General features: G+C 68.1%; 24 protein-coding genes, 6 tRNA genes, 1 pseudogene and 1 riboswitch. Of the genes and pseudogenes, 21 read left to right on the plus strand and 10 right to left on the minus strand.

Features of this window, described 5'->3' with window-relative positions:
• The first annotated feature begins 52 nt into the window (after positions 1-52).
• The 7 genes from kdsB (at position 53) to C1933_RS07185 (ending at position 5678) form a co-directional block, all read left to right on the plus strand.
• Positions 53-826 carry a 3-deoxy-manno-octulosonate cytidylyltransferase gene (kdsB, locus tag C1933_RS07155; RefSeq protein ID WP_108752703.1) on the plus strand — a complete coding sequence of 258 codons (774 nt, stop codon included), beginning with the start codon at positions 53-55 and terminating at the stop codon, positions 824-826.
• Positions 823-1308 (plus strand): low molecular weight protein-tyrosine-phosphatase, encoded by a 486-nt coding sequence (locus tag C1933_RS07160; protein ID WP_108752704.1) that lies wholly within the window; start codon positions 823-825, stop codon positions 1306-1308. The genes kdsB and C1933_RS07160 overlap by 4 nt, the downstream gene beginning before the upstream one ends.
• Positions 1305-2717, plus strand: a complete 1413-nt coding sequence (locus tag C1933_RS07165; RefSeq protein ID WP_108752705.1) for a hypothetical protein — start codon at positions 1305-1307, stop codon at positions 2715-2717. The genes C1933_RS07160 and C1933_RS07165 overlap by 4 nt, the downstream gene beginning before the upstream one ends.
• Positions 2714-4558, plus strand: a complete 1845-nt coding sequence (uvrC, locus tag C1933_RS07170) for an excinuclease ABC subunit UvrC (protein WP_108752706.1) — start codon at positions 2714-2716, stop codon at positions 4556-4558. The genes C1933_RS07165 and uvrC overlap by 4 nt, the downstream gene beginning before the upstream one ends.
• Positions 4559-4575: 17 nt before the next feature.
• A complete protein-coding gene (gene pgsA, locus C1933_RS07175; protein ID WP_108752707.1) occupies positions 4576-5202 on the plus strand; it encodes a CDP-diacylglycerol--glycerol-3-phosphate 3-phosphatidyltransferase in 627 nt (208 codons plus the stop codon).
• Between the two features lie 199 nt (positions 5203-5401).
• A tRNA-Gly gene (locus C1933_RS07180) sits at positions 5402-5477 on the plus strand.
• Positions 5478-5602: 125 nt separating this feature from the next.
• A tRNA-Gly gene (locus C1933_RS07185) sits at positions 5603-5678 on the plus strand.
• Between the two features lie 3 nt (positions 5679-5681).
• On the opposite strand, the gene C1933_RS07190 is transcribed toward C1933_RS07185, so the two are convergent.
• Entirely contained in the window at positions 5682-6188 is a 507-nt protein-coding gene (locus C1933_RS07190) for a hypothetical protein (RefSeq protein WP_159093949.1), read from the minus strand.
• 35 nt (positions 6189-6223) lie between these two features.
• On the opposite strand from C1933_RS07190, the gene C1933_RS07195 reads away from it, so the two are divergent.
• The 6 genes from C1933_RS07195 to C1933_RS07220 all read left to right on the plus strand — a co-directional run bounded on the left by C1933_RS07195 (position 6224) and on the right by C1933_RS07220 (position 8746).
• Positions 6224-6299 (plus strand) — tRNA-Gly (locus C1933_RS07195).
• A 155-nt stretch (positions 6300-6454) separates the two neighbouring features.
• Positions 6455-6530, plus strand: a tRNA-Gly gene (locus tag C1933_RS07200).
• 65 nt (positions 6531-6595) lie between these two features.
• A tRNA-Cys gene (locus C1933_RS07205) sits at positions 6596-6669 on the plus strand.
• Positions 6670-6785: 116 nt separating this feature from the next.
• Positions 6786-7703 carry an ADP-ribosylglycohydrolase family protein gene (locus C1933_RS07210; RefSeq protein WP_108752709.1) on the plus strand — a complete coding sequence of 306 codons (918 nt, stop codon included), beginning with the start codon at positions 6786-6788 and terminating at the stop codon, positions 7701-7703.
• A gap of 90 nt (positions 7704-7793) precedes the next feature.
• Positions 7794-8345 carry a DUF4124 domain-containing protein gene (locus tag C1933_RS07215; protein ID WP_234414672.1) on the plus strand — a complete coding sequence of 184 codons (552 nt, stop codon included), beginning with the start codon at positions 7794-7796 and terminating at the stop codon, positions 8343-8345.
• A 131-nt stretch (positions 8346-8476) separates the two neighbouring features.
• Entirely contained in the window at positions 8477-8746 is a 270-nt protein-coding gene (locus tag C1933_RS07220) for a hypothetical protein (RefSeq protein ID WP_108749195.1), read from the plus strand.
• Between the two features lie 12 nt (positions 8747-8758).
• Here the strand turns inward: C1933_RS07220 and C1933_RS07225 are convergent, their stop codons facing one another.
• From C1933_RS07225 to C1933_RS20455, 3 genes and pseudogenes are all read right to left on the minus strand, one after another.
• Positions 8759-9523, minus strand: a complete 765-nt coding sequence (locus C1933_RS07225) for a thioesterase family protein (RefSeq protein ID WP_108752710.1) — start codon at positions 9521-9523, stop codon at positions 8759-8761.
• A gap of 25 nt (positions 9524-9548) precedes the next feature.
• Positions 9549-10631 (minus strand): hypothetical protein, encoded by a 1083-nt coding sequence (locus C1933_RS07230; RefSeq protein WP_108754768.1) that lies wholly within the window; start codon positions 10629-10631, stop codon positions 9549-9551.
• Positions 10632-10682: 51 nt separating this feature from the next.
• A pseudogene (locus C1933_RS20455) lies at positions 10683-11339 on the minus strand (DUF6265 family protein); the annotation flags it as partial.
• On the opposite strand from C1933_RS20455, the gene C1933_RS07235 reads away from it, so the two are divergent.
• Complete coding sequence (locus C1933_RS07235) at positions 11220-12047, plus strand: AraC family transcriptional regulator (protein ID WP_108752711.1); 828 nt, start codon at positions 11220-11222, stop codon at positions 12045-12047. The pseudogene C1933_RS20455 and the gene C1933_RS07235 overlap by 120 nt on opposite strands.
• Before the next feature lie 3 nt (positions 12048-12050).
• Here the strand turns inward: C1933_RS07235 and crcB are convergent, their stop codons facing one another.
• Together crcB and C1933_RS07245 are read right to left on the minus strand one after the other, a co-directional pair.
• Positions 12051-12443, minus strand: coding sequence for a fluoride efflux transporter CrcB (gene crcB, locus C1933_RS07240; RefSeq protein WP_108752712.1), 393 nt, complete (start codon positions 12441-12443; stop codon positions 12051-12053).
• 82 nt (positions 12444-12525) lie between these two features.
• Positions 12526-12586, minus strand: a riboswitch (Fluoride riboswitch).
• Between the two features lie 22 nt (positions 12587-12608).
• Positions 12609-13049: a helix-turn-helix domain-containing protein gene (locus tag C1933_RS07245; protein WP_234414673.1), complete on the minus strand. Its 441-nt coding sequence runs from the start codon at positions 13047-13049 to the stop codon at positions 12609-12611.
• A gap of 78 nt (positions 13050-13127) precedes the next feature.
• Here C1933_RS07245 and C1933_RS07250 point away from each other — a divergent pair, with 78 nt between their 5' ends.
• A complete protein-coding gene (locus C1933_RS07250) occupies positions 13128-13337 on the plus strand; it encodes a hypothetical protein (protein ID WP_108754769.1) in 210 nt (69 codons plus the stop codon).
• 326 nt (positions 13338-13663) lie between these two features.
• A complete protein-coding gene (locus C1933_RS07255; protein ID WP_108749200.1) occupies positions 13664-13900 on the plus strand; it encodes a hypothetical protein in 237 nt (78 codons plus the stop codon).
• A 1-nt stretch (position 13901) separates the two neighbouring features.
• Here the strand turns inward: C1933_RS07255 and C1933_RS07260 are convergent, their stop codons facing one another.
• Positions 13902-14945: a 4Fe-4S dicluster domain-containing protein gene (locus C1933_RS07260; protein ID WP_108752714.1), complete on the minus strand. Its 1044-nt coding sequence runs from the start codon at positions 14943-14945 to the stop codon at positions 13902-13904.
• Positions 14942-15226 (minus strand): hypothetical protein, encoded by a 285-nt coding sequence (locus C1933_RS07265; protein ID WP_108752715.1) that lies wholly within the window; start codon positions 15224-15226, stop codon positions 14942-14944. Before C1933_RS07265 ends, C1933_RS07260 begins: the two co-directional genes overlap by 4 nt.
• Positions 15227-15409: 183 nt before the next feature.
• Here C1933_RS07265 and C1933_RS07270 point away from each other — a divergent pair, with 183 nt between their 5' ends.
• Both C1933_RS07270 and hemN read left to right on the plus strand, forming a co-directional pair.
• Entirely contained in the window at positions 15410-15850 is a 441-nt protein-coding gene (locus C1933_RS07270; RefSeq protein ID WP_108754770.1) for a group III truncated hemoglobin, read from the plus strand.
• Between the two features lie 44 nt (positions 15851-15894).
• The gene (gene hemN, locus C1933_RS07275; protein WP_108752716.1) at positions 15895-17301 is read left to right on the plus strand and encodes an oxygen-independent coproporphyrinogen III oxidase; all 1407 of its coding nucleotides are present in this window, start codon (positions 15895-15897) and stop codon (positions 17299-17301) included.
• A 9-nt stretch (positions 17302-17310) separates the two neighbouring features.
• On the opposite strand, the gene C1933_RS07280 is transcribed toward hemN, so the two are convergent.
• Together C1933_RS07280 and C1933_RS07285 are read right to left on the minus strand one after the other, a co-directional pair.
• Entirely contained in the window at positions 17311-18399 is a 1089-nt protein-coding gene (locus tag C1933_RS07280; protein WP_108752717.1) for a DUF1176 domain-containing protein, read from the minus strand.
• A 22-nt stretch (positions 18400-18421) separates the two neighbouring features.
• Positions 18422-18508, minus strand: a tRNA-Leu gene (locus C1933_RS07285).
• Between the two features lie 130 nt (positions 18509-18638).
• On the opposite strand from C1933_RS07285, the gene C1933_RS07290 reads away from it, so the two are divergent.
• The 3 genes from C1933_RS07290 to C1933_RS07300 all read left to right on the plus strand — a co-directional run bounded on the left by C1933_RS07290 (position 18639) and on the right by C1933_RS07300 (position 21561).
• Positions 18639-19643, plus strand: a complete 1005-nt coding sequence (locus C1933_RS07290) for a TraB/GumN family protein (RefSeq protein WP_159093950.1) — start codon at positions 18639-18641, stop codon at positions 19641-19643.
• A 64-nt stretch (positions 19644-19707) separates the two neighbouring features.
• On the plus strand, positions 19708-20151 hold the full coding sequence (locus C1933_RS07295; protein ID WP_108752719.1) for a BLUF domain-containing protein: 444 nt from the start codon (positions 19708-19710) through the stop codon (positions 20149-20151).
• A gap of 123 nt (positions 20152-20274) precedes the next feature.
• Complete coding sequence (locus tag C1933_RS07300; RefSeq protein WP_108752720.1) at positions 20275-21561, plus strand: nucleotide sugar dehydrogenase; 1287 nt, start codon at positions 20275-20277, stop codon at positions 21559-21561.
• Positions 21562-21606 lie beyond the last annotated feature (45 nt).

A 21606-nucleotide genomic window follows, 5' to 3' on the forward strand; every position in this document is an offset into this window, starting at 1 on the left:
GCGCGTTGCCGGCCGCATTCCTGCTGTATCGCGCCTGCCGAGTACTGCCTGCATGAATGATTTCGTCGTTGCCATTCCCGCCCGCTATGCCGCGTCGCGGCTGCCCGGCAAGCCACTGCGGCTGCTGGGCGGCGAACCGCTGGTGCTGCACGTGGCGCACCGCGCGCTGCAGGCCGGTGCGCGCGAGGTCTGGGTCGCCACCGATGACACCCGCATTGCCGACGCGCTTGCCGGGCTGGCTGAGGTGAAGGTGGCGATGACCGCCAGCAGCCACGCCTCCGGTACCGACCGCCTGGCCGAGTGCGCGCGCATTGCCGGCTGGGCCGATGACACCGTGGTGGTCAACCTGCAGGGCGACGAACCGTTTGCGCCGGCCACAGGCATCCGCGCGGTGGCCCAGGCGCTGGTCGAAGGTGATGCGCCGATGTCGACCCTGGCCACGGCCGTGGAAGACGCCCATACCCTGTTCGATCCGAACGTGGTGAAGCTGGTGCGCAACGTGCGTAACGAGGCCATGTACTTCAGCCGCGCGCCGATCGCCTGGCACCGCGACGGCTTCGCGTGCAGCCGCGAGGTGTTGCCGGACGGCCATCGCTGGCTGCGCCATATCGGCATCTATGGTTACCGCGCCGGGTTCCTGCAGCAGTTCGCGGCGATGCCGCCGGGCCAGCTGGAGCAGGTGGAAGCGCTGGAGCAGCTGCGTGTGCTGGAGGCCGGCCATGCGATCAGCGTGGCGATCTCGCCCGAAGCGTTCCCGCCGGGCATCGATACGCCTGAAGACCTGGAACGCGCCGAGGCACGCCTGCAGGCCATGGGCGGCCGATGAAGCTGCTGCTGGTCTGCCTGGGCAACATCTGCCGCTCGCCGATGGCCGAAGGGGCGCTGCGCGCGCGCCTGCAGGCCTCGCCCCTGGCGGGGAGGGTGCAGGTGGATTCGGCCGGCACCGGTGACTGGCATGTTGGCGAGCCGCCGGACCGGCGTGCGATCGCCTGCGCGGCACGCCATGGCGTGGACATCAGCGGCCTGCGCGCACGCCAGCTGCAGGCCGCCGATTTCGACCGCTTTGATTGGGTGTTGTGCGCCGATGAGGCCAATCTGCGCGATGCCGGGCGCCTGGCGGATGCACCGGGCAGGGACCGCCTTGCGCTGTACCTGCCGTGGGCCGGACTGCGCGGTGGCGCCATTCCCGACCCCTACACCGGCGGCCAGGATCACTTCGAACAGGTCTGGACGATGGTCGATGACGCGGCGAAATCTGTCGTGGCACGACTGTTGCATGACGCCGACTCCGGCATAATCGAGCCATGAACGTCCAGCCCGTCCCGGACCTGCCGGAATTCGCCACGTGGCTCAATGCCGCGCCCTGCACCCTGACCGAGCTGCGCGGTCGGCCGGTCGCGCTGTTGTTCGTCAACGCCGCCTCGGCGTGGAGTGCGCAGCGGCTGGCCGAGTTCGGCCAATGGCTGTCGCGCAATCCCGGCAAGCTGCAGCCGCTGGTGCTGCAGGTGCCGCGCTTCGATTTCGAGCGTGAAGCGCCTGCCGCATTGAAGCTGCTGCGCCGGCAGGGGCTGGTGATGCCGGCCCTGCTGGATGCCGACTGGGACGGCTGGCGCCGGTTCGGCGTAACCGCGTGGCCGACCCTGGTGCTGCTGGACGCGCAGGGGCGCGAGCAGCAACGGCTGGTGGGCATGGGCGCACCGGGCGAGCTGGAACGGGCGCTCAATGCGCTGTGCGAGGGCGCGCCGGCCGCGCCGCCGCGCGGCGGCAGCGAACTGCAGCCCGAACCGCGGCACCCGCTGCGCTTCCCGCTGGGGCTGGCGGTCAGCCAGGAGCGGCTGTACATCGCCGACAGCGGCCACCACCGCATCCTCGAATGCAGCCATGGCGGGCGCGTGCTGCGTCAGTTCGGCCTGGGCACTGCCGATTTCATGGACGGCAACCTGGCCGAGGCGGCCTTCCACCGCCCGCAGGGCCTGGCCTTGGAGCGCGATTCACTCTACGTGGCCGACACCGGCAACCACGCCGTGCGCCGCATCAACCTGATGACCGGCCAGGTCGACACCGTGTGTGGCAACGGCCGCCCCGGTGCACCGGTGGAGGGCCCGGTGGCGCAGGCCCGCCAGGTGTCACTGGACCACCCGGTGGGGCTGGCCATCGCCGACAACCAGCTGCACATCGCCATGGCCGGCGACAACCGCCTGTGGAGTTTCCACCTGGGCCTGCGCAGCCTGCAGTGGCGCGCCGGCAGCGGTGCCATCGACGAGCGCGATGGCAGCGGCCATCTGGCGGCATTTGCCCAGCCCACGGCGGTGGCGGTGGTGCAGCAGGTGCTGTACGTGGCCGACGCGCTGGGCTCATCGATCCGTGCGCTGCAGCTGCGCGGCGACCTGGTGCAGACCCTGATCGGGCAGGGCGCCTGGCGCTTCGGCGATGACGATGGCCCGCGCGCGCAGGCCAGCCTGCAGTTCCCGCAGGCGATCGCGCTCAGCCCCGATGCGCCGCTGCTGTGGATTGCCGACACCGGCAACGGCCGCCTGCGCACGCTGCGCCTGGGCGGCGGTGAACTGGTGACCCAGCCGCTGCCGCGCCGCCTGCAGGGCCCGGCCGGGCTGGCGGTGGGTGCCGGCGCAGTGTGGATTGCCGAAACCGACGGCCACGCCGTGTTGCGCTTCGATCCAGACAGCGGCGTGCTGAGCGAAGTGCCGATCAACGAATGAGTTCCGCGTCTGCCCCGGCCTTCGACGGCAAGGCCTTCGCGGGCCAGTTGAGTACTGCGCCCGGCGTCTACCGCATGTACGCCGCCGACGACACGCTGCTGTACGTGGGCAAGGCGCGCGCGCTGCGCAACCGCGTCGGCAGCTACTTCAACGGCAGCCCGAAGAATGCGCGCATCATGTCGATGCTGTCGCAGATCGCGCGCATGGACGTGACGGTCACGCGCTCGGAAGCCGAAGCGCTGCTGCTGGAAAACCAGCTGATCAAATCGCTGTCGCCGCGCTACAACGTGTCCCTGCGCGACGACAAGACCTACCCGCACGTGCTGCTGACCCGCGAAGACTGGCCGCGCATCGCCCTGCATCGCGGCCCGCGCGCCATTCCCGGGCGCTACTTCGGTCCGTACCCGGGCGTCACTGCGGTGCGCGAAACGCTGAACCTGATGCACAAGCTGTTCAAGCTGCGCAGTTGCGAAGACAGCGTGTTCCGCAACCGCTCCCGGCCCTGCCTGCAGTACCAGATCGGTCGCTGCAGCGCGCCGTGCGTGGATCTGGTGCCGGCCAACGAATATGCCGAATCGGTGCGTCGCGCGGCGCTGTTCCTGGAAGGCAAGAGCGATGAGCTGACCCGCGAACTGGGGGAGCAGATGCAGCAGGCCAGCGAGGCGCTGGAGTTCGAACAGGCCGCGCGCCTGCGCGATCTGATCGCCTCGCTGCGCAGCATGCAGACCCGGCAATACGTGGACGGCCGTGCTGCCGACCTGGACGTGCTGGCCGTGGCCATGCAGGGCTCGCAGGCCTGCGTGCTGCTGCTGGCGTTCCGTGATGGCCGCAACCTGGGCACGCGCCCGTTCTTCCCGCGCACCAACGGCGAAGAGAGCCCGGAAGAAGTGCTGGCGGCCTTCGTGTCGCAGTACTACATCGAGTTCGAACCGCCGCGCGAGATCCTGCTCGACCGCGAGATTCCCGATGCCGATCTGCTGGTGGCGGCGCTGTCGGCCTCGGCCGAGCGCAAGGTGCAGTTGAAGTGGAACGTGCGCGGCGAGCGCGCGGGCTATGTGGAGCTTGCCAGCCGCAATGCGCAGCTGACCCTGGCCACCGAACTCAACAGCCGCAATGCGCAGCATGCGCGCAGCGATGCCCTGCGTGAAATGCTGGGCCTGGCCGAACCGGTCAAGCGGGTGGAGTGCTTCGATATCAGCCACACCATGGGCGAGGCGACCGTGGCCTCGTGCGTGGTGTTCGATGCGGCCGGCCCGGTGCGTGCGCAGTACCGCCGCTTCAACATCAGCGGCATCGAACCGGGCGATGACTACGCCGCCATGCACCAGGCCATCGACCGCCGTTTCCGCCGCGCGGTGGAAGAGCAGGGGGTACTGCCGGATGTGCTGCTGATCGACGGCGGTGCCGGCCAGCTGGCGCAGGCGCAGGCCGCGCTGGCCGACCTGGGCGTGGAAGGGGTGCTGCTGGTGGGCGTGGCCAAGGGCGTGGAGCGCCGCGCCGGCCACGAAGCACTGGTGATGCCCGACGGCCGCGAACTGCGCCCCGGTGCCGCCAATCCCGCCCTGCAGTTCATCCAGCAGGTGCGCGACGAGGCGCACCGGTTCGCCATTACCGGCCACCGCGGGCGGCGGCAGAAGGCGCGCATGACCAGCAAGCTGGAAGACATTCCCGGTATCGGCCCCCGCCGACGCGCCAGCCTGCTCAAGCATTTCGGCGGGCTGGTCGGGCTGAAAGCCGCCGGTGAAGCGGAAATCGCCAAGGTGGAAGGCATCAATGACGCCCTCGCGGCGCGCATCTACGCTAACCTGCACGGGTTGGCCACGCCGGACGCGGCCGAATAGAGAGAGAAGCAAGCCGCATGAAGTTGACCCTGCCCACCTGGCTGACGTTGTTGCGGATCGTGATGATCCCGGTGCTGGTGCTGGTGTTCTACCTGCCCTACACCTGGACCAACTTTGCGTCCGCGGCGATCTTCGGCCTGGCCGCGATCACCGACTGGCTGGACGGCTGGATTGCGCGCCGTTATGGCCTGGAATCGGCGTTCGGCGCCTTCCTCGATCCGGTGGCGGACAAGCTGATGGTGGCCGTGGCGCTGTTCCTGATCGTGCAGGGCCACCCCACGCCGTGGATGGCATTCTGGGCGGCGGTGATCGTCGGCCGCGAGATCGCGGTGTCGGCACTGCGCGAGTGGATGGCCGAACTGGGGCAGCGCGCCAAAGTGCGGGTGGCGATGATCGGCAAGGTCAAGACCACCGCGCAGATGGTTGCGCTGCTGTGCCTGCTGTACTCGGTGGCGCCGAACGTGCCGGTGGAAGATATCTGGATGGGGCCGCCGGTATTCCATATCGGTGATTGGACCCTGGCCATCGCCGCCGTGCTGACCCTGTGGTCGGGCCTGCAGTACCTGCACGCCGCATGGCCCAGCCTGCGCGAAGACGAGCGCGCCGCACGCGAGCGCTCGCGGCAGAAGAAGCTGGGTAACTGAGCCCCGGGGTCGGATCCCTTTCCGCAGGAAAGGGCTCTGACCCCACGGTTGCAGCCATCCACGCATGGCGTGGATCTGTTGACCCCAGGCGTGCCTCCATCCACGCATGGCGTGGATACGCGATGCCGAATCGCGCTGAAATCCACCCGAAAAAATCGCTTGACGCCATTCACAGAACCGGTAGAATTTCGCCTCCCAAGCGGGAATAGCTCAGTTGGTAGAGCGCAACCTTGCCAAGGTTGAGGTCGCGAGTTCGAGTCTCGTTTCCCGCTCCAGATTCAAGAAAGACGCTCCCGACAGGGGGCGTTTTTCGTATGCGACAGCGCTGCCGATGTTTGCGTGCCAGATGCAGAAAAACGCTTGACGTCCTGCGCAGAACCAGTATTATTTCGCCTCCCAAGCGGGAATAGCTCAGTTGGTAGAGCGCAACCTTGCCAAGGTTGAGGTCGCGAGTTCGAGTCTCGTTTCCCGCTCCAGATTCAAGAAGAACGCTCCCTGACGGGGGCGTTTTTCGTTTTCGCCCGGCGTCTGCCAACGGCCCTGCACAGCGTGACCACGCAGATGCCCAGCAGCGCCAGCAGCAACGCCAGATCCAGCACCAGCAACCACAGCAGGTGCGCGCCTTGTACTGGTGGCTGATGCATGGCCCCGGCCGCCCACAACAGCGACCACGCCAGCACCGGCAGCAGTGCGATCAGCAACCGCCACCACAGGCCACGAAACAGCCAGGGGCGGGCGATTACGACAAGCAGCGCCAATACCCCCGCACCGGACAATGCGAACCACGCCACCGCAGTGGCGGGGTAGGGCAGGGTCGCACCGTCTTCCAGATGGCGCAGTTGCCAGTAGTCGGGCGTGTAGCCGGCCGAGATCAGCAGGGCCAGCAGGACCAGCCAGAGCAGGCTGGCCAGCAGTGTGGTGAACAGGACGGGACGTGTGAACATGGGTGCGTGAAGACTGTTGACGGCGTGAAGGAATTTGGACACAATAGCGCTCCTTCGACGCAGGTCGAACGGAATCTGCGGGAATAGCTCAGTTGGTAGAGCGCAACCTTGCCAAGGTTGAGGTCGCGAGTTCGAGTCTCGTTTCCCGCTCCAGATTCGATGAGGCCCCCACAAGGGGCCTTGTTTTTCTCCCGCCCTGGCAGGGCGGGGCACGTTGGGCCGCAAGGCTTTTCGCGCAGTCAGAAAAGTGAAAACAAGCGTCAAATCGCTGGTGTGGTTCCCGGTCTTCCGGTATCATCACGGCTTACGCGGGAATAGCTCAGTTGGTAGAGCGCAACCTTGCCAAGGTTGAGGTCGCGAGTTCGAGTCTCGTTTCCCGCTCCATGTTCCGACAGAGCCCCATCACGGGGTTTTGTCATATCAGGGCCACCCCCTGGTAGCGGTACGTTGGCCTCATGGCAGAGTGGCTATGCACCGGATTGCAAATCCGTTTACAGCGGTTCGATTCCGCTTGAGGCCTCCAGATGAAAAGCCCTGACTCCGGTCCGGGCTTTTTTTTTGCGTCGCGCGTGTTCGCCGCTCGCAGCAGTGTGTTGTAGCGCTCAGTGCCGCCGCACCACCGCGGCGTACACTGAACCGATGAATCCGATCGACAACTTCCGCGGCGCGCTGCTGGGCCTTGCCTGCGGTGATGCCGTTGGCACCACCGTGGAATTCAAGCCGCGCGGCAGCTTCACGCCCCTCACCGACATGGTGGGCGGCGGTCCGTTCAATCTGCAGCGCGGGCAATGGACCGACGACACGTCCATGGCCATGTGCCTGGCCGAAAGCCTGCTGCGCTGTGATGACTTCGATGCACGCGACCAGATGAACCGCTATGCGAACTGGTATCGGCACGGCTACTGGAGCGCGACCGGCGAATGCTTCGATATCGGCATGGCCACGCGTTCGGCGCTTGATCAGTTCCTCCTGACCGGTCAGCCGCTGGCCGGCAACGACGATCCGCGCAGTGCCGGCAATGGTTCGATCATGCGCCTGGCACCGGTGGTGCTGCGCTACGCCGGTCTGCCGGAACTGCCGGCCATGGCCGAACTGAGCTCGCGCACCACCCACGCTGCGCGCGAATGCCTGGATGCGTGCCGCCTCTTCGCGGTCGCGCTGCAGCGGGCACTGGCCGGTGCCAGCAAGGCGCAGGTGCTGGATCTGCGCGACGTGGCCGTAGAGGGCGAGCGCCTGCGCGACATCGCCGCCGGTGGCTACCGCCCGCGCAGTCGCGGGCAGATCCGTGGCAGCGGTTACGTGGTGGACAGTCTGGAAGCGGCGTTGTGGTGCTTCGCGCAGCACGATGATTTCGCTGCGGTGGTGCTGGAAGCCGCCAATCTGGGGGACGACGCCGACACCACCGCTGCAGTGGCGGGGCAGCTCGCCGGTGCCTTCCACGGCATGGCCGGCATTCCGCCGCAGTGGCTGCAGTGGCTGGCGCTGCGTGCGCAGATCCAGACGCTGGCCGATGGTCTGTTCCAGCGCAACGTCGTGGCGCGCGCGGCAACGGTGTGATCGGGCTGCATCGTTCACATTTGCCGCCGGCCCGCCGCCGGCGTAGCGTAGCGTCGTTGGGCCACGCGGCCCGTGGACAGGAGGTCTGCCATGCACGCGATGTTGAAGGTCGTCCTGGGTGTTGCACTGCTGATGGCTGCGCCGTGGGCGTCGGCGCAGGTGTACAAGTGCAAGGGCGCGTCCGGCGAAACGGTCTATTCGCAGGACCCCTGCGGCAAGGGCGCCGAACCGGTGAAGCTGCGTTCGAACCGCGCGGCGACTGAAACCGCCGGTGAAGCGGCCAATCGCTCGGCGGTGTATCGCACCACGGAGTTGACGGATGCCGGGATTGCCGAGCGCAACTGCCTGCAGAGCGAGCAGTCACGCGTCTACGGTCCGTTGGACGCACGCTCGCAGGCGGTCAGCCGCCAGGTCGCCGATCTGAATCGCCAATTGGCCGCCACCAGCGACAGCCTGGCCGGTGCCACCGCCGATGCCGGCATCCGCGCGCAGATCTCCAGCCTGCAGCAGTCGCTCAGCGCCGAACGCAGTGCCGCCGATGGGCAGATGTCGGCCGCACGTGATCGCTGTTCGGCCGCGCGCCGCGACCGCGAAAAGGAAGTCCACGACAAGTACAGCCAGCCCACCAGCGCCGCCCGCTGAGCCCGCGGGCGCCGGCCCAGTCTCAAACCGCCAAGACATGCCATGGCGCTATGGTCGGGGTCCAGGTAGTCAGGAGCGGCGATGGCAGGCAAGCACATGAACACCGAAGGGCACCGCGCGGGGGACTGCGCATGAAACAGCCGATTGCCGATGTCCGCTGGCTCACGTTCCGGCTGAAGAACGGGCAGTCGATCGGGCCCGACCAGTTGAAGGATGGCTGGGTGACGGCCGCGGGAACCCGCCACTGCGGGGTGCGGCGCGAACGCAACGAAGGCCACGGCACCGTCTATGCGCTGTACGCGCCGGCAGACCTGGCATCGCCGCGCACCGCTGAACTGCGCATGCGCGATTTCCTGATGCGGTCCGGCTACATCTTCACCATGGGGACGCTGGGCGGCTGAGTACTGCGGGAATCACGGCCGCACGGTCAGCACCTGGCCGATGCTGCCGATCGGGCCGTGCATGTCGTGCAGCACGGTACTGGTCAAACCGATGCCCTGTGGTCCGAACGATACCGACGTATCGAAGCCCAGCCACTCGCCCTGCGGCAGCGCGAACAGATGCGCGGTCAGGTCCAGGTTGGGGAAGGCAATGTCATTCGGGTCGGCGCGCACGGCCATGCCGTTGGACAGATCGAACAGGGTGGCCGCGCGCGCCAGCGCACTCACCGGCTCGTCGGCCAGCAGCGGCTGTAGTGCCCGTGCCCAGTACTGCGCGCGGCCGGGCCCGTGGTCCAGGCGGCGGACCTGCACGTTCTGGATGAAACCGCCCGGCCACACGTTGGCCGGATCCCACGCCGGCATGGTCTCGGCCGAGGGCAGGGGCGCAATCGGCGTTCCGGCGATGGCGCCGGTCGCGTTCGGGCGCAGCAGCCAGGCGCGCGCGCGCAGTGCGGCCCGACCGTCGTGCAGCAGCGTGGCTTCCACCAGTTCGATGGTGCGACCGCCACGCAGGACTTCCACGCGCGCGTCCATCGCGTCGATCGGAATCGTGCCCAGGATGTCGTAGGACAGGCGCCCGATCACGAAGCCATGTCCGCGCGCGGCGGCATCGCGCTCGATGTGGTGGGCCAGCAGGCCGATCGCCGGTGCGATGTGCTGCTCGTGGATGTTCCACGCGCCGCTGGTGTGGGCGGTGGGCAGGTAGCGGGTATCGCTCAGTCGTTCGAAAAAGGCCATCGCTGCAGCAGCATGAGGAAACGCTCTATCGTAGCGCGGCGCCTTCGCCGTGCAGGGCGGCGGGGACGACCACGGCGCGCACCGTCTGCAGGGCCTGCAGTACCTGTGCATCGCTGAAGCCGCAGTGGCCTTCCCCTGCTGCTGGCAACTGCCGCAGTCGCGCAGTCGCCCCGGCGCGCGTTGCCAACTGCGGATACACCGCCTGCATGCGCGGCACGATGGTCGGGTCGCCCACGTTGAACTGCAGTGCCACCGGTCGTTGCAGCGCGCCGGTCAGGGCCAGCGGTCCGCGCACGTAGCGCTGTGCGGCAGGCGCGGCACGCACGCGTGCGACGCCGGCATTGAATGCGGCGTCATCGCCGAAGCCGCTGTAGCGCACCGCGACGTTGCCCACCGGCATGCCGCCGGCACGTTCGATCAGCTCGTGCAGCACCAGCGCATGCAGGCTGATCGTGCCCGCCAGCGCATCGGGCTGCACCTGCAGGCGTGTGGCCAACAACGCGGCGGCGTCCGCATCGCCCTGCAACGCGGTGGCGATGCCCTGGTACAGCGTCGCCTGCGGCAGGGCGGCGGTTTCGGCAGCCAGCAATCCGCCACGCGGCAGGCCCTCGGCTTGGCCGAAGAAATAGTCGAACGCGACGAGGGTGGTCAGCAGATCGTTGGCCAGTACCTCGCCGGGCAGGTTGGCGCCGCACAGCGCCACGCCGCCGTCGTAGCCCTGCGGCGTGCGTTCAAGGGTGGCCAAGGTCACCGCGCCGCCCATGGAAAAGCCCAGCAGCCAGGTGTGCCGCAGCCCCGGCAACTGCGCCAGCACTTGGCGGCGCAGACGTTCGGTGTCGGCAATCGCATCGGCAACGGCCCAGCCCTGCGAGGCGTAGGCACTCTGCGCCACGGCAAACCCCGCGCCGGTCAGAGCCGCCGTGGCGTCATTGGCGGGCATCGGTGTTGGCCGCGGCACCCCCTTGGGCTCATAGCCGTGGGCGAGCATCACCAGTTCGCCGTTCCATGCGGCGGGAACGTCCAGCCGCCAGGGGGCGCCCTGCAGCACGCCGTTCAGACTGCGCGCGGTGCCTGCGGTCGCGCCGTCGGCGCAGGCCACGCGCTGCATCGGGAAGTCGATGGCCCTGCCGGGTTCGTCACGGGCGATGTCGATGCGTGCCAGCAGGTGCTGCGCGTCCACGCGGCGGTAGTGGATGCGCTGCGGAAAATCATTGTCGCGGTTCTCGAACACCGCGTTGTCTGCGTCCACCCGTGTGGCGATGAAGTCGGTTGCATCGCGGCCGTTGGGCAGGGCGGTGAATACCAGGCGCCCGTTGTCGTGCTGGCGCAGCTGCATGAATTCAAACGCCACCGTCTGCCCGTCGCGCAGGGTGCGGCTGCTGCCCAGCAGGGTGCCGCCGGCCAGGCTTGACCACTGCTCGCCCGATCCGCTGGGCGCACCCTGCAGTTGCCAGCAGCCACTCAACCACTGCAGCTGGGTGATCGATGGCGGGTCTGCGGCCTGGCTGAACGTCGAGGCCAGCAGCAACGGCAGGCTGGCCAGCAGGGTCCGGATCGACATCGGTGCCTCCGTGCGTGATGGGGTGGTGCCTGTATAGCGTCGCCCCTGCGCGCGAACCAGTGCCCAGCGCGAACAGGCCGTTTCCGATACGATTTGTCGTATATAGCATCGCAATGCTTGATCCGGAGTCTGTCCATGGTCGATCGTCTTGCCATTCTGCTTGACCGCTTCGCGGTCACCGCCTCGGTCTTCCACGCCGGCGCGCTGTGCGGCATCAACAGCCTGCAGGGCGAGGATGAGCTGGGCCAGCTGCATCTGGTCCGGCGCGGGCCGCTGCAGGTCAGCCACGGCCAACAGACGCTGCAGATCGACGCGCCCAGCCTGCTGCTGTACCCGCGACCGATGCCGCATCGCTTCCACACCGACCCGCAGCAGGGGGCGGACATGGCCTGCGCCAACCTGTCCTTCGAGGGCGGGCGGTTGAACCCGATCAGTGCCGCGCTTCCTGACTTCCTGTGCATGCCGCTGGCCGATCTGCACGGCGGTGGCACCGCGCTGGAGCTGCTGTTCGAGGAGGCCTTCGAGCAGCGCTGCGGCCGCACGGCCATGGTCAACCGCTTGTTCGAGGTGGTGATGATCCAGGTGCTGCGCCAGCTGATGGAAGGCGGCGAGATGCGCGGTGGCCTGTTCGCCGGCCTCGGCCACCCGCGGCTGCGGCTTGCGCTGGTGGCGATGCACGAGGCACCGGCCCAGGCCTGGACGCTGGAAACCCTGGCTGACGTGGCCGGCATGTCGCGCAGCGTGTTTGCGGCCAGTTTCCGCGAGGCGATGGGCACCACGCCGGGCCACTACCTGCAGGGCTGGCGGGTGGGCCTTGCGCAGCAGGCGCTGCGCCAGGGGCGGCCGTTGAAGATCATTGCCGACGAAGTGGGCTACGGCAGCGAGGCGGCCCTGTCGCGCGCCTTCAAGGCACACACCGGGCAGTCGCCCCGGCAGTGGCGCGGGCAAGCGCGCGCGGCCTAGGCCTCAGCCCAGCAGCAGCCGGCTCAGTTTCATGCCGGCAAACAGGCCGGCCACGCCCAGTGCCACCGAGCCGCCCGCATACAGGGCGGCCAGGCCGTGCTGTCCGCGCTGCAGCAGTAGGCCGATTTCCAGCGCATAGGTCGAAAACGTCGTATACCCGCCCAGCACGCCGGTGGCCAGCAGCAGCCGCAGCTGCGGCGATGCCCCGTGGCGCAGCGCGAAGGCCTCCACCACCACGCCCATCAGCACGGCGCCGCTCAGGTTCACCAGGAACGTGGACCAGGGCCAGCCGCTGCTGGCCGCCACCCGTGCGCCCAGCAGGTTGCACGCATGGCGCAGGCAGGCGCCGGCGCCACCGCCCAGGAAAACCAGGAAATAATTGTTCATTGTCTGCATGGCAGGCCTCGTCTGTGCTGCACCGGTGCGGAGGCGTGGGCGATGGCGGGCACAGGCCTGCCATCAACGAACGCCGGTTCGTTGTACGGCAGGAGCCATCAGCCATCTGGCGGTTGTCGGGGAGCCCCATCCCCATCGACACGCATGCTACCAGTGCCGATGGCGTCAGGGCAGCGAGGTCACCACCACCCGTGCCACCTTCGTGCGGTGCAGGCCTTCCATCAGCAGATCGTGTGCCATCAGTTCCAGTGCGGCGCGGCGGCGGTAATCAACGGTCAGGCCGCGCTGCTCCAACAGGCGCGCGACGATTTCGCAGGCCGTCTGCCAGACATCCAGATAGGCCTCGCTGGGCATGTACATGTACGCCGTGCCGTGCTCGCCCACGCCGCGGCCTTCCGGGCCCAGCAGCAGTTCGCGTGGGTCAAGCTTCACCGCATCGGCAATGCGGAACAGCTGCTCGGCCTTCACGTGGCCGGGTTTGACGTGGTCGTTGAGCCAGTTGCTGATCGTGGCCGTGGTGGTATCGGCGGCGCGGGCCAGGTCGGCCGGGCGGGGGTGCCCGGCGTCCTTCATGGCGGCGGCGAGTCGTTGTCCAAGAGTATTCATCTATGCAAGCCAGCTTAACGCGTGGATGCCGAAGAATCCTTGGCGCACCATCGGGCCGATTGATGAATGGAGCAGCGCATGCCCGACTTCTGGAACAAACGACAGGTCCGCCACCGGCTGGGGTTCCGCACCGACGCAGAACTGGCCCGATTCTTTGGTGTCAGTCGTTCTGCGGTGTCCCAATGGCCGCGGGACTTCCCCATACCGCCGCTGCGGCGCTACATCCTGCAGCAGCGCTACCCGCATCTGTTCCCGGCCAACCGGAGCCCTGAGGGCGAAAACGTCTGATTTGCGACAGGGTATGGCGCGATCACCTCGGGCTGCAGAAAACGCTAAGTACGCTTAACAAAATAGGGAAATTCAATCGAACCGTGCCTTCTGATTGGCTGCCCGACCCATCGCGCGGGCGATCTGTCGCCTATGGACCGGTTGGCGCGCACACGTCGCAGCATGAATCATTAATAATTTCAATCGAAAAACGTGCGGCTTGTAATTGACCTGTCGTGAAAATTGTGACTAATTGGCATCAACCGGTTGTGAAGGCCGGGAGTGGCAGCAGCAGGATCACAAGTGGTCGTCCGTCACTGATGCAGAACAAGTCCAACGGAGGTCGTATGGAATACGGCATGCATGGCTTGGCTGAACGGGTACGCCGCGAACTGGAAGCCAGCTACCACAGACACGGATGCGGCCCCGCGTTCTGGGATACCTACCAGCAGGTGCTCAACCGGCTGGTGCCGCAGGGCACCGCCCGCACCGAAGTGACCAACGAAATGGCGCTGATCATCGAACAGCTCGGCATCGTCCGCCGCGCCCAGCTGGTGCCGCCGGACGCCGATCGCACGCGCTGATTCACAGCAACCGCCAGGCACCACATCCCAACAGCGCCAGCAGCATGGCCAGCAGCCCCAGCGTGCGTGGTCGCCACCAGCGTCGTGGCTGGCCTGCCATGGTCTGTGGGCTGCAGTAGCGCACCAGCGCGGCGCCGAAACCCGCGTTCTGCTGCTGCTCGGCACAGGCATCCAGGCAGGCGCCACAGGCCAGGCAGTCGGCCTGGGGGCCGTGGCGGACGTCTAGTTGCATCGGGCAGGCGGCCACGCAGGCCGCGCAATCCAGGCAGTCGCCCAGGCGATCATCCGGGAAGGACGGCAGCGGCCCGGCCAGCAGCGGATGCGCGGCGCGGAATACGTAGTCCTGTGCCGTGGTCGGATCCAACACGCCGCGACCCCGTTCCAGCACACCGCCCAGCCCGGCCGGACGCAGGCCGCGGGGTTCGCCGCGCGGCGCGTCGTACAGCATGCGCGGGGTATCGGGATCGGTCAGCAGCGGCTGCATCCGTGCGAACGGGCACAACGAACGACACACCTGTTCGCGCAGGAAGCCCGCGTTGCCCCAGGTGGCGGCCGCATAGAACAGCACCCAGAACGTCTCCCAGCCGCTCCAGCCGGCGTGCGGGGCGGCCGCCAGCAGCGCGCGGATCGGGCTGAACAGACCCACGAAGGTCAACCCGGTCCACAGCGACAACAGCAGCCACGCCGTCTGCGTGGCCGGAGCCGCAAGCGACGCCGGCAGGGCGCGCTTGGCCGCCCGCGCCAGCGTGTCGAAGGCCGCCGACCACAGCGTCTGCGGGCAGGCATGGCCACACCAGACCCGCCCGGCCAAGTGGGTCAACAGGGCCAACGCGACGGCCGCCACCGCCAGCAGGCCCAGCAGCACCCCGACGTCATCGGGCCACAGGGTCCAGCCGAACAGGTCGAAGCGGCGCGCGGTCAGATCCAGCAGCAGCGCCTGGCGCCCATTCCACTGCAGCCACGGCAGGGCGTAGAACAGCGCCAGCAGGCCCACCCGCAGGGGGCCGCGCCAGTGCCAGTGGCGGGAGCGGACGGGCGCGCTCATCCCAGCGGCAGCTCGTCGTCGTCCTCTGCCATGGGACGCAGCAGGTATCCGGTCACCGCACTGGCCAGCGCGGTGACCGACCAGAACATGAAAAAGCCCACGCTGTAGCCCAGTTCACGGCTGATGGGCGTGCCAGGAAAGCTGATGGCTTGCAGCCGCAGCGGGTCGACGAAGGCGAAGAAGATCACGCTGGCCAGGCCGGCGGCGACGAAGCTGGGCCACAGGATCGCGCCCCAGTGCTGGATCAACCGCTGGCGGCGGCTGGAATGCGGTGTGTTCATGTGCGTGCGGGCTCGGGGTGGTGGGCGCCGCGTATACTTCGCCGAGGCGGGCGCGGCATGCGCGGGGCGTGGGTCCTGCAAGCGCGTCAGCCTATGCGCGGTGCCCGGCGCCGACATTGATCTGGATCAACGGTGGCGGTGAAGGCTGGCACCACACTGCTGCAACGCTTCTGGTGCCCCTGCATGAACGCAACGTCCCCGCCTGAAATTCCCACCGCGTCGCTGGAGCTGTGCAGCGAAGCCGAGGTGACCCGACTCGTCCACGATTTCTACGCGCGGGTGCGCCAGGAAGACCGCTTGGGCCCGGTGTTCGGCGGGCATGTGCACGATTGGCCGGCACACCTGGAACAGCTGGTCGATTTCTGGTCGGCCATGCTGCGCGGCACGCGCCGTTTCAAGGGCTCGCCGATGTCCAAACACATGGCCATCGCCCTGGACAAGGATCTGTTCGACCGCTGGCTGGTGCTGTTCCGGCAGACCACGGCCGAATGCGGGAACCCGCCGATGCAGGCGCTGGCCGACGACGTGGCCGCGCGCATCGCCGATACCTTCTGGCGCCGCTACCAGATGCTGCGCTGGCCGCAGGTGGGCCTGCCGGTCCTGAGTGTTCCCGGCCGCGATTGATCTGGGTCAAGGCGTGCCGCCCGGGGCAGGGCGATGCTGGGCCCATGGACACGTTCTCTCCCGCCGCCGGCGGCCTGGCCTGGACCTTCGACCCCGACCTGCTGCGCCGGCATGACCGGCCCGGGCCGCGCTATACCTCGTACCCCACCGCGCCGCACTTCCACGACGGCTTCGATGCGTCCGCGCTGCGCCAGGCCATCGCCGACAGCAACCCGCTGGCGCGCGCGCTGTCGCTGTACGTGCACGTGCCGTACTGCAGCAGCCCCTGCTTCTACTGCGGCTGCAACCGGATCATCACGCGTGACCGCAGCCGCGGCCACAGCTACGTGGCGCGCGTGCTGGCCGAGGCAGACCTGCTGGCGCCGCAGTTCGCCGACGGTCGCGAGGTGATCCAGCTGCACCTGGGCGGCGGCACCCCGAACTTCCTCGATGCCGAGGCCATGACCACGCTGGTGGAAGGGCTGCGCAGACGCTTCGACTTCAGCGAATCGACCCATCGCGATTTCTCCATCGAACTGGACCCGCGCTTCATCGATGTGGGCGACGTGGCGTTGCTGGCCCGGCTGGGCTTCAACCGCGCCAGCCTGGGCGTGCAGGATTTCGACCCTCAGGTGCAGGAGTCGATCAACCGCGTGCAGGGCGTGCGGCAGACCCTGGACATCCTGCGGGCCTGCCGTGACAACGGCATGCGCTCGGTGAACGTGGACCTGATCTACGGCCTGCCCGGGCAGAGTCTGGAAGGCTTCGGGCGCACGCTGGAACTGGTGCTGGCACTGCGCCCGGATCGGCTGGCGGTGTACGGCTACGCGCATCTGCCGCATCTGTTCCGCGCGCAGCGGCAGATCGACGAGGGCCGGTTGCCGTCGCCGGAGGACAAGCTGGCGTTGCTGGGCCTGGCGGTGGAGCGCTTGTCCGCTGCCGGCTACCAGTACATCGGCATGGACCACTTCGCCCTGCCCGAAGAAGACCTGTCGCGCGCCCAGCGTGCCGGGCAGCTGCACCGCAATTTCATGGGCTACACCACCCATGCCGATACCGATCTGCTGGGCCTGGGCGTGAGTGCGATCAGCCATGTGGGCGCCACCTACAGCCAGAACCCGCGCGAACTGCCGGCGTGGGAAGCGGCCGTGGACCAGGGCCAGCTGCCGGTCTGGCGCGGCGTGGCCCTAAGCGCCGATGACCAGCTGCGTGCCGAGCTGATCCAGCAGCTGATGTGCCAGGGCGAAGTGGATGGGGCAGTGCTGGGGCAGCGCCACGCTGTGGATTTCGAGCAGTACTTCGCCGAGGACCTGCAGGCCGTGCAGCGGCTGCAGGGCGACGGACTGGCCGAGTACCGCGATGGCGTGGTGCGCGCCACCGAGTCGGGCCGGCCACTGCTGCGGTTGCTGGCGATGTGTTTCGACCCCTACCTGCGCGCGCAGCAGCAACCGCGTTACTCGCGGGCGATCTGAGCGATTACGTCATTCGGCCCGCAGCGGGCCGTACTGGCGGGCCGCATTGGTCGGGCCGCCCACGCTGCGCCACAGCAGCGGCCAGTCACCGGGCTCGCCGCCGATGCAGTTGCGCTGCAGCTGCAGGGTCTCGATCTGGAACTGCCTGCCATCCCAGCGCCAGCTGGCCGCGTGGCCGCAATCGGCGACGCCGCGGAACAGGGTGGTTTCGGCCAGGCGGCCATGGGCGGCATCGAAGCGTGGCCAGCCCAGCCGCGGCAGCACGAAGCCGGATGCTTCGTCGCTCACTGCCGGGGCGTCGGCCACCTCCAGTCGCAGTGGCCGCGTTTGCGGCAACTGACCGTCGGCGACCACGAAGGCCACCACGTTGGCGTTGTACATGCCGGCCTGGCAGCCGATGAACACCAGATCGTGCGTGGCGTCGATCGCCCAAGCGTCGTCGTGCGCGCGGGACAGGCTGTCATCGTCCGCATCGCACTGCAGCTGGGCCAATGCCGGTGCCTGCAGCCTGCGCAGAGCGGCGATGAGGTTCGCGCGCGCGGTTGCCGACAGCACCCGCTGGGCAAGCGCCGGCGTCGACAGAGTGGGCAGGGCGTCGCGCGGGTGTGCCTGCGCCGGAGCGTTTCCGGGCAGCAGCCCATCGTCGGTGCCGCTGCGCCCCTGCGCACGGTCGAAGGCCTGCAGCAGCGCGTCCACCCCGCTCAGGGATATGGATTCGCTGTCCTGCGCACCGTAATTCAATACGTGGCCGCCGTGCAGGCTCTGCAGGCGAGCGCGTACCGCCGCCATGCCGGTCCATTGCTGGTGCCCTGGCGCCAGGACACGGCCGGGATCGTCGAAGACGGGGGTCTCACCATCGACCTGCCAGTGCGGCGCGGAAATGCCCGGCGCGAACAGTTCAAGCTGCGGCACGCTGCGCAGTCCGCCCGCGCGGCTGATGCGCAGATGGCCGGCATAGCCCACCGCGCGGGCTACGGCCACGCAGTCATTGCGGTTGTCGCAGGTCAGTTGCCAGTCGCCCAGGTCGCTGTAGACCGGCGTGGCGGCGCGCGCGCTGGGAGCAAGCGCCAGCAACAACAGCAGGCACATCCTGTGCATGGGAATCCTTGGTTGACCTGGGTGGTGCCCGGAGCCGGAATCGAACCGGCATGGGGTTGCCCCCGGCGGATTTTAAGTCCGATGCGTCTACCAGTTTCGCCATCCGGGCCTGCAGCGCGCGCCGATTGTAGCCGAATCGACCTGGTCGGCAGCGGCTAACGCGGCTTTTACGCAGCGCCGTGCGCGCCCCGCTACAGTCCGCCAACGCACACAGGAAGGGCGACATGGCACGACGGCGCATGCGAAGGATGGTTCTGGGGCTGTCGGTGCTGCTGCTGGCAACGGCTCCGTTGGGCGCGCAGCAGCGCCCGCTGCCGGCCGATGGCGTGGTGGACATGGCCACCGTGCAGGTGACCGGCGAGCAGCCCGGCCCCGGACTGTGGAAAGTGACCGCGCCGCAGGGACATGTGCTGTGGATACTGGGCACGGTTTCGCCCTTGCCGGCGGGCGTGGAATGGCGACCGGACGAAGTCGAGCGCACCATCGCCGGGGTCGATCACGTGCTGGGCGAACCGGGCTTCAAGGTCGATGCGCAGGTGGGGCTGCTGAAGGGCCTGACCCTGCTGCCCCTGGCACGCCGCAGCGCGCGCGATCCGCAGGGGCGCACGCTGCAGCAGGTCCTGTCGCCACCGACCTACGCGCGCTGGCTGCAGCTCAAGCAGACCTACCTGGGCAGCGATCGCGGCGTCGAGAAGGAGCGCCCGCTGGTGGCGTCCGGTCGTCTGTACCAGGCGTTCCTGAAGCGTAATGGGTTGCGCGATGGCCGGCAGGTGGACAAGGCGCTGCAGCGGCTCTACAAGGCGCGCGACCTGCAGCCGGAGGCACTGAAGGTCACCCTGAAGATCGACGATGCGCGGGCCACGCTGAAGGAACTGCAGGTGACCGAGGTGGATGACCGCGCCTGTTTCGAGCGCACGCTTGATACGGTCGAATTCCAGGCCCCGGTGCTGCGTGAGCGTGCCAATGCCTGGGCGCTGGGCGATGTGGCAGCGTTGCGCCGGCTGTCCGGCTCGGCCATGGCGCAGACCTGCCGCGAAGTGCTGCAGGAGTCGGCCTTCGTGCGCCGTCGCGGCTGGAGCAATCTGCCCGAGCAGGTACGCCAGCGCTGGCTGCAGGGCGTGGACAACGCGCTGCAGAAGCATGCGGCCACCTTCGCCACCGTGCCGGTCAGCCTGCTGCTGGGCGAGGGCTACCTGCAGGCGCTGCAGCAGCGTGGCTATCAGGTGGAAGCGCCGCCGGAATAGCGGTCGTAGGCAGTACGCCCGCTTCGTGGCATAGTCCCATTCATCCACCAGGGGGGGATGGGCCATGTCGTTGCACGCGTTCGCCTACGTCAGTACGGCCTGCGAAGGGCTGGACCTGCCTGCGCTGGACGCCTTGCTGGCCGATGCCACCGCGTTCAACCGCATGGCCGGGGTCACCGGTGTGCTGATGTACGACGGCACCCGTTTCCTGCAGTACGCCGAAGGCCCGCGTGATGGCCTGGCGTCGGTACACGCGCGCATCTTCAATGCGCGCCGCCATGCCTGCCTGACCGAACTGGCCGCAGGGCCCCTGCAGGCGCGCTGGTTCCCGCGCTGGACCATGGCCAACCGCATGATCGAACCGGGTGCGCTGGCCAGCATCGTGGCAGCGCCCTGGCATGGCTTCGACAACGATCCGCATTGGCCAGGCAACGGCTTCGCGCTGCTGCTGCGTTCGTGGATGGGCGGACATGGGGAACTGGAGCCGGCCGCGGTCAGCCTGGGCTAGGGCCGGGACGCACGCGGGCGTGACCTGCAGCGCCCATGGCCGTTACTCTTGTACGCATGTTTGAACGCCTGCGGATGCCCGGATGAGCCCTTGCACCTTGATGATGCCCATGGGGTATTGCGCTTGAGCGCGCCGATCAGCGCGGCGCTGGCGCCTGCGCCGGCCGTGATCGGCCTGGGTTATGTCGGCCTGCCACTGGCGGTGGCCTTCGGCCAGCATCTGCCGACGCTGGGCTATGACATCGATGAAGCGCGGATCGCCGAGCTTCGTGGCGGCCAGGACCACACCCTGGAAATGGAACCCGACGAGCTGGCCACGGCCACCCAGCTGCGCTACAGCAGTGACCCGGCGCAGCTTGATGCCTGCAATGTGTACATCGTGACCGTGCCGACTCCGATCGATGCCTACGAGCAGCCGGACCTGGAGCCGCTGCGCTCGGCCACGCGCCTGATCGCCAGCCATCTGCGCCCTGGCGACGTGGTGGTCTACGAATCCACCGTCTACCCCGGCACCACCGAGGAAGTGTGCGTACCGCTGCTGGAGCAGGGCTCGGGCCTGCGCTTCAACGAAGACTTCTACTGCGGGTACAGCCCGGAACGGGTCAGTCCCGGCGATCGCGCGCGGCGGCTGGCGGACATCCGCAAGATCACCTCCGGTTCGACGCCGGAAGTGGCGGCGGTGATCGATGGGCTGTACCGGCAGATCATCCGCGCGGGCACCTTCCCGGCGCCCTCGATGCGCGTGGCCGAGGCGGCCAAAGTGGTGGAGAACATCCAGCGCGACGTCAACATCGCCCTGGTGAACGAGCTTGCACTGATCTTCGACCGCCTGGGCATCGATACCCAGGATGTACTTGACGCGGCGGGCAGCAAGTGGAATTTCCTGCCGTTCCGGCCAGGCCTGGTCGGTGGGCATTGCATCGGCGTGGACCCGTACTACCTGCTGCATAAATCCGAGAGCGTGGGCTACCACCCCGATCTGATCCACACCGCCCGCCAGGTCAACAACCGGGTGGGCGAACATGTGGCCGCGCGGGTGCTGGCAATGCTGGCCGAGCGGGGGCGCAGCCCGGCGCAGTCGCGCATCCTGGTGCTGGGCGTGACCTTCAAGGAAGAGTGCCCGGACCTGCGCAACAGTCGTGCGCTGGAGCTGGCGCAGCGGCTGCAGGAAAGTGGCGCACAGGTGGATGCGAGCGACCCCTGGGTGGGGCCGGCGGCACTGGCCGACACCGGCGTGCAGTGGTTGCAGCAGCCGCAGCAGGGCGTCTATGACGCCGTGGTGCTGGCGGTGGCGCACGCCGCCTTCACCGCGTTGGACGAGGGGCAGATCCGCGCGCTGCTGGTGCCCGGCGGGCTGGTCTACGACGTGAAGTCTGCCTGGCCGCGCAGCGTGGTTGATGATCGCCTCTAGCGGGCGTACACCCGTGGCGGGGTAGACTCGGGGCCAGTTGCAACC

Origin of the sequence: Stenotrophomonas sp. ZAC14D2_NAIMI4_6, assembly GCF_003086875.1 — a bacterium.
Taxonomy (GTDB): domain Bacteria; phylum Pseudomonadota; class Gammaproteobacteria; order Xanthomonadales; family Xanthomonadaceae; genus Stenotrophomonas.